The organism is Streptomyces hirsutus (genome assembly GCF_001418415.1).
GTDB classification, from domain to species: Bacteria; Actinomycetota; Actinomycetes; order Streptomycetales; family Streptomycetaceae; genus Streptomyces; species Streptomyces hirsutus.
The window spans coordinates 1-6,783 of sequence record NZ_LIQT01000329.1; the positions used below are offsets into that span (position 1 = coordinate 1).

Annotated in this window: 5 protein-coding genes and 1 pseudogene; all 6 read right to left on the reverse strand. The window is 70.7% G+C overall.

Annotated features, from left to right (window positions below; translation table 11 throughout):
* Nucleotides 1–16 precede the first annotated feature (16 nt).
* Nucleotides 17–373: oligopeptide/dipeptide ABC transporter ATP-binding protein (locus AOK11_RS45300; RefSeq protein WP_338058941.1), on the reverse strand; the 357-nt coding region annotated here is incomplete at its 5' end.
* 2 nt (nt 374–375) lie between these two features.
* Nucleotides 376–991: pseudogene (locus AOK11_RS45305) on the reverse strand (ABC transporter ATP-binding protein); the annotation flags it as partial.
* Nucleotides 988–1,956: an ABC transporter permease gene (locus tag AOK11_RS23915; RefSeq protein WP_055595796.1), complete on the reverse strand. Its 969-nt coding sequence runs from the start codon at nt 1,954–1,956 to the stop codon at nt 988–990. The pseudogene AOK11_RS45305 and the gene AOK11_RS23915, both read right to left, overlap by 4 nt.
* Nucleotides 1,953–3,032 carry an ABC transporter permease gene (locus AOK11_RS23920; RefSeq protein WP_107098663.1) on the reverse strand — a complete coding sequence of 360 codons (1,080 nt, stop codon included), beginning with the start codon at nt 3,030–3,032 and terminating at the stop codon, nt 1,953–1,955. Before AOK11_RS23920 ends, AOK11_RS23915 begins: the two co-directional genes overlap by 4 nt.
* 18 nt (nt 3,033–3,050) lie before the next feature.
* Nucleotides 3,051–4,958 carry an ABC transporter substrate-binding protein gene (locus tag AOK11_RS23925; protein ID WP_055595797.1) on the reverse strand — a complete coding sequence of 636 codons (1,908 nt, stop codon included), beginning with the start codon at nt 4,956–4,958 and terminating at the stop codon, nt 3,051–3,053.
* A 300-nt stretch (nt 4,959–5,258) separates the two neighbouring features.
* A partial coding sequence (locus tag AOK11_RS23930) for a MinD/ParA family ATP-binding protein (RefSeq protein WP_157869435.1) occupies nt 5,259–6,783 on the reverse strand: 1,525 nt, incomplete at its 5' end.

The window sequence follows — 6,783 nt, forward strand, 5'->3', positions numbered from 1 at the left end:
GCAGTGGGGGAGGCCGTCATGGGGTGGTACGCCTCGCTTCCTCCGGGGGAACGTGGCCCCCCGGCTCCTCGGCCGCGTCCTGTGCGACCCGTACGCACGCCGCCCGTCGCTCCGGCCCCGCCACCCGCAGCGGCTGGTCGTCCACCGCGCAGGACTCCAGGGCCACCGGGCAGCGGGGATGGAAGGTGCACCCGGCTGGCAGCACCGACGGGTCCGGCGGATCGCCCGCCAGACCGCGCGGCGCGAAGCGCGACGCCGGGTCGCCGATGCGGGGGAACGCCGCCGACAGGGCACGGGCGTACGGGTGCCGGGCGTCCTCGTGCACCTGCCGGGCCGGGCCTTCTTCCACCACCCGGCCCGCGTACATCACCGCNNGGCTGATCATGATCAGCCCCACGTCCTGGTCGGCCACCAGTTGCTCGATGAGCCGCAGGATCTGCGCCTGGATCATCACATCGAGCGCGGTGGTCGGCTCGTCCGCGACGATCAGCATCGGATCGCAGGCCAGCGCCATCGCGATCATGACGCGCTGACGCTGACCGCCGGACAGTTCGTGCGGGTGGTCGGCCGCCCGAGCGGCCGGCAGGCCGACCTGCTCCAGCAGCTCACCGGCCTTCCTCCGGGCCCCCGCCGGGGTCGCCTTCCGGTGCAGCAGGAGCGGCTCGGCGATCTGGTCGCCGATGCGGTGCACGGGGTTCAGCGAGTGCATCGCGCCCTGGAACACGATCGAGGCCCCGGCCCAGCGGACCGCCCGCAGCCGACCCCACTTCATGGTCAGCACGTCCTCGCCGTCCAGCAGGATCTCCCCGCCGATCCGCGTCCCGGACGGCAGCAGCCGCAGCAGGGCCAGCGCGAGCGTCGACTTGCCGCAGCCCGACTCCCCGGCGATGCCCAGCTTCTGCCCGGCCTCCAGGCCCAGGTCCACCCCGCGCACCGCGGCGGCCCCGCCCGCGTACGTCACCGTCAGGTCCCTGACGTCGAGCAGACTCAACGGGACACCCCCAGCCTGGGGTTGAGGACGGACTCCACGGCACGCCCGCAGAGCGTGAACGCCAGCGCCACCACGGCGATCGCGATGCCCGGCGGCACCAGGTACCACCAGTGCCCGGCGCTGACCGCACCCGCCTCCCGCGCGTCCTGCAGCAGCCCGCCCCACGACACCCCCGTCGGATCACCGAGCCCGAGGAACGCCAGGGTCGCCTCCGCCAGGATCGCCGCGGAGATGATCAGGGTCGTCTGCGCCAGCACCAGCGGCATCACCTGGGGCAGCACATGGCGCGACATCACATGCCAGTGACCGCCGCCCAGCGCCCGCGCGCGTTCGATGTACGGCCGGGTCTCCACCGCCAGGGTCTGCGCGCGCACCAGCCGGGCCGTCGTCGGCCAGGTCGTGACCCCGATCGCCACCACGATCGTGACGAGCGAACGGGACATCACGGTGGCCAGCGCGATCGCCAGGACCAGCGTGGGCATCACCAGGAACCAGTCGGTGACCCGCATCACCACCGTCGCGTACCAGCCCCGGAAGTGTCCCGCCGTCACTCCGATCAGGGTGCCGATCGCCACCGACAGCACGGCGGCGAGCAGCCCCACGAGCAGCGACACCCGCGCACCCCAGATCACCAGACCGAGCAGATCCCGTCCGAACCGGTCGGTGCCGAAGGGGAATTCGCTGCTCGGGCGCTCCAGTGGACTGCCCGGCGCGTCCGTCACGTTGTCCACGTCGGAGCCGACCAGCAGCGGAGCGGTCACGGCGGCCAGCGCGAACAGCAGGAGTGCGGCCAGGCCCACGACGCCGGACCGATGGGTGCGGTACTGCCGCCAGAACCGCGCCGCCGAGGCCCTGCGCCGCCGCCACGCGAGCGTGCGCGGACCTCCCACGCTGTCCGGTGCGGCCGGTGTGGTCGTCGGCGGGGTCGCCGGTGTCCCGGTCGTCGTGCCCTTGTCCGTCGTCATCGGCCCACCCGGGGATCGAGCAGCGGATAGATCAGATCGGCCAGCGTGTTCATCACGATCACCGCCGCGGAGAACACGAAGAACAGCCCCTGCACCAGCGGCAGATCGGGCACGCTCAGCGCCTGGTAGAACAGCCCGCCGAGCCCCGGCCAGGAGAAGACCGTCTCCACCAGGATCACCCCGGCCACCGTCCGCCCGAGGTTGATGAAGATCAGCGTCACTGTCGGCAGCAACGCGTTGGGCACCGCGTGCCGGCGCCGGACCAGGTCGTCACGGAGTCCCTTGGCGCGCGCGGTGGTCAGATAGTCGCTGCCCATCTCGTCCAGCAGCGCCGACCGCGTCACCAGCAGCGTCTGCCCGTACTCCACCGCCACCAGCGTCACCACCGGCAGGACCAGATGGTGTGCCACGTCCAGGACCCGGGCGAATCCCTCCTCGCCGCCCGACTCCATGCCGCCGGTGGGGAACAGCCCCGGAACGGGCCCGATGCCCACCGACAGCGTGATGATCAGCAGCAGCCCGAGCCAGAAGGACGGGACGGAGTAGAGGGTCAGTGCCAGCCCTGTGCCGACCCGGTCCCCGAGCCGCCCGTGCCGCCACGCCGACCGGGTGCCGAGCACGATGCCGAGTGCCGTGTAGAGGACGAAGGCCGTACCGGTGAGCAGCAGGGTGTTCGGCAGTGCCTCGGTGATCCTGTCGACCACCGGCGCGTTGAACTGGTACGACGTTCCCAGATCACCCGTGAGCGCCTTGCCGCAGTAGCCGGTGAACTGTTGCCACAACGGCAGGTCCAGCCCGAACTCCCGCCGATAGGAGGCGAGTTGTTCGGTCGACACCTGACGGCCGCCGGTCATGAACTTCACCGGGTCGCCCGGGATCAGCCGGAAGAGGAAGAAGCTGGTGACGAGGACGGCCAGGAGGGACACGGCCGCGCCGGCCACCTTGCCCGCCACATACCGCAGATACGCGGTGGTGGTGCGGGCCCGCGGCCCGCGGGCGGCCCCCGGTCCGTCCTTCACCGGACCGGAGGCCGTTCGCGCGCCCTCGACGGGAGCGGATGTCGCGTCGGCGGTCATGAGTACCCGTTCGCCCGTCTACTCGCGGTCCTCGGCCGTGGCCCGCCGTCGCATCGCCACGAACACCCCGAGGCCCGCGAGGACGACGACACCCGCGACGATCCCGACGACCACACCCGTCGACGACGAACCGCCGGAACCCTCACCGGAGTCCGCGGGCACCGCGGACCACCAGCCCCAGTAGCCGTCCTGGCCGTAGATGTTGCCCGCCTCCGAGGGCATCGTGGTGATCGACTCGATCTGGTCGGTGCGGTACGCCTCGACCGCGTTCGGATACGTCATGACATTCATGTACCCGAGGTCGTACAGCCGTGACTGCATCTGCTGGACGATGTTCGCCCGTTCGGCGGGGTCGTACTCGGCCAACTGCTGTGCGTACAGTCCGTCGTACTTCTCGTCGCAGATGAAGTTGTCGGTCGCGCCGGTGTCCTCGGGTGTCGCCGGGAGCGCCCCGCAGGTGTGGATCGACAGGACGAAGTCGGGGTCGGGGTTGACCGACCAGCCGTCGAAGGCGAGATCGTACTCACCGGCGAGCCAGGGATCGGTCACGTTGTCCAGGCAGTTGAGCGTGACCCCGATGCCGAGAGCGCCCCACCACTCCTCGAGGTACCTGCCGATGGCCTTGTCGTTCGGGTCGGTGGCGTGACACAGGATGCGGTAGTTCAGCGGCTTGCCGTCCTTGCCGACGCGTTTGCCGTCCCCGTTCCTCATGAAGCCCGCCTGATCGAGCAGTCGGGCCGCCTTCCCGGGGTCGTACGCAAGCTCCTGGCCGGCCGACGGCTCCCAGAAGTAATGCGCGTAGCGCGGCGGGATGTAGCCCGCGCCGTCCACCGCGTGGCCCTGGAACACCTTGTCCACGACGGTCTTCCGGTCGACCGCCATGAACAGTGCGTTGCGCACCCGCTGGTCCAGCAGCGAGGGATGCCCGTCGCCGATCTTCTCGCCGTTCTTCGCCTTCGCCCCCGGGTTGGTGGCGAGGGCGTAGAAGCGGCGGCCGGGCGCGTCGTTGACCTTGATGTTCTTCTCGTTCCGGAGCGAGGCCGCCTGCGCCGGAGTCAGGGACGGCGACCCGGCGACGAACGACACCTCACCCTTGCGCAGCGCCGACACCGCCGCGTCCTGGTCCTTGTAGTACCGGAAGAGCAGCGCGTCGAACTTCGGCGCCCCGCGCCAGAAGTCCTTGTTGGCCTCCAGCCGTACGTAGCTGTCGGGCTTGTAGCCGGTGAGGACGAACGGCCCGTTGCCGACGACGGGGAGGTCCTTGTCGTTGTTGAACTTCGAGAAGTCGTCGACCTTCTCCCACACATGCCTGGGCACGATCGGCACGTCCAGCGCCGTCATGGTGGCCTGCGGCTTCTTCAGCCGGATGACCAGCTCGGTCGGGCTCGGCGCCGTGACCTCCTCGAAGTTGGCGGTGAAGCTGCCGTTCGCCGTGGCCGCCCCCTCGTCGGTCATCATCGTGTTGAACGTCCACGCCGCGTCCTCGGCGGTGGCCCGCTTCCCGTCCGACCACTTCGAGTCGGAGCGGATGGTGTACGTCCACGTCAACTTGTCCGGGGACGACTTCCACCGGGTGGCCAGCCCCGGGACGACATGGTTGTCCTCGGGGTCGTAGTTGGTCAGGTACTCGTACGTGAGCCGGTGAATGCTCGTACTGAGCAGCCGCACGGCGAGGAACGGGCTGAGCGAATCGACGCTCTGCGCCACCGCGACGGTCAGCGTCCGCTTGCCGTCGTCGGCCGCCAGGGCTTCCCGCGGCGCCGGATCGAGCGGGGTCGCGAGCCCGGCGGTGAGGACGAGTGCGGCCGCACCGGCCGCCGCGGCGAGCCGGACGCGGCGGGGGACCGCGCCTCGCGTACGGCCCCGGTGCCGGATACGGGGACGCCTGGTGTCGTGCTGACCGCCGTACTGATCATTCGTGTCCATAGGGTCGCTGACCTCGCGTCATCACTCGCACGGGAAGGACGGGCTGATCAGGTGAGTGCTGAGTGTCTACCAGCGGCATCTGCGGCCGTCAACGGCGCGAGCACCCCATGTGACCTGCAGAAACAGCGAGTTGACGAGTCCTTTGCGCTTATTGGTCGAGACCACTGAAGCGTTCCTGGCCAGCGCCTGACGCCGTGATACGACCCGGAAACGGGGACGGCCCGCACCGCGTACGAACGGTACGGGCCGACAACGGGATCGGCCCCTCGAAAGGGGCCGATCGGGTGACATGCGCGGCGGCTACTGCTGCGGAGGAGGCGTCTGCCCGCCGCCGGGGTGGCCGTACTGCTCCGGCCCGCCCTGCTGCGGATAGCCGTAGCCGGGCGGCGGCGGGGGGTACGGCCGGCCCGGAGCGGCCTGCGGGTATCCCTGGCCGGGCTGCGCGGAGGGCGGGGCGTACGGCTGGCCGGGCTGCGGCTGCTGCGGCGGCTGCTGGGGGTGCGGTGCCGGTGGAGAGTGAGGTGCCTGCTGGTCCGGGTAGGGCCGGCCCGGGACGTACTGACCCGGGACGGGCTGGTCCGGAGCGTACTGACCGGGGACGTACTGGCCGGGGACGTACTGGCCCGGCAGCGGCGGGGCGGCGACCGGCGGCGGGTTGCCGTCGGAGGTCCACAGGCCGTGCGACTGCTGGTGCCGGACGAAGTCCTCGGCGACCAGCGAGGCGAGGTTGAAGTACGCCTCCCGCACCTTCGGCCGCATCATGTCGAGGTCGACCTCCGCCCCGGCGGCCAGATGCTCGTCGAACGGTACGACGAGCACGCCACGACACCGTGTCCGGAAGTGCGACACGATGTCGTCGACCTTGATCATCTTGCCGGTCTCGCGCACACCCGAGATGACCGTGAGTGACCGCGAGACGAGATCCGCGTACCCATGGGCCGACAGCCAGTCCAGCGTCGTGCTGGCGCTGCTCGCACCGTCCACGGACGGTGTCGAGATGATGATGAGCTGATCGGCCAGGTCCAGCACCCCGCGCATGGCGCTGTAGAGCAGACCCGTACCGGAGTCGGTCAGGATGATCGGGTACTGCTTGCCCAGGACGTCGATCGCCCGCCGGTAGTCCTCGTCGTTGAACGTCGTCGAGACGGCGGGGTCGACGTCGTTGGCGATGATCTCCAGACCGGAGGGCGCCTGCGAGGTGAACCGCCGGATGTCCATGTACGAGTTGAGGTGCGGGATCGCCTGCACCAGGTCACGGATGGTGGCCCCGGTCTCCCGCCGCACCCGGCGGCCGAGCGTACCGGCGTCGGGGTTGGCGTCGATCGCGAGGATCTTGTCCTGCCGTTCGCTGGCGAGGGTGGCGCCGAGCGCGGTGGTCGTGGTCGTCTTGCCGACGCCGCCCTTGAGACTGATCACGGCGATCCGGTAGCAGGACAGCACCGGAGTGCGGATCAGCTCCAGCTTCCGCTGCCGCTCGGCCTCCTCCTTCTTGCCGCCCAGCTTGAAACGCGACCCGCCCGCCGCGGGACGGCTGCTCTTGGCCTTCTGCTTCCTGCTGTTGAGCAGCCGGTCCGACGACAGTTCCACAGCCGCGGTGTAACCGAGCGGCGCGGCACCGGGGTTGGTCTGCTGCCGCTGGTCGTGCTGGATGGGCTGCGGCCAGGCGGCCCCGGCGCGCGGATCTGCAGGCGGCTGCGGCGGCGCGGCAGCCTGCGGGTGCTGCGGCGGCTGGGGCTGCTGGAGCGGGAATCCCTGCTGCGCGGCCTGCGGGTGCTGCGGCTGCGCCTGCGGGGGCAGGCCGGGATGCTGCGGCTGCGCCTGCGGG

Coding starts and splice junctions, on each gene's coding strand:
- AOK11_RS23920 (WP_107098663.1), bottom strand. CDS start 3,032: ATGACCGCCGACGCGACATCCGCTCCCGTCGAGGGCGCGCGAACGGCC.
- AOK11_RS23915 (WP_055595796.1), bottom strand. CDS start 1,956: ATGACGACGGACAAGGGCACGACGACCGGGACACCGGCGACCCCGCCG.
- AOK11_RS23925 (WP_055595797.1), bottom strand. CDS start 4,958: ATGGACACGAATGATCAGTACGGCGGTCAGCACGACACCAGGCGTCCC.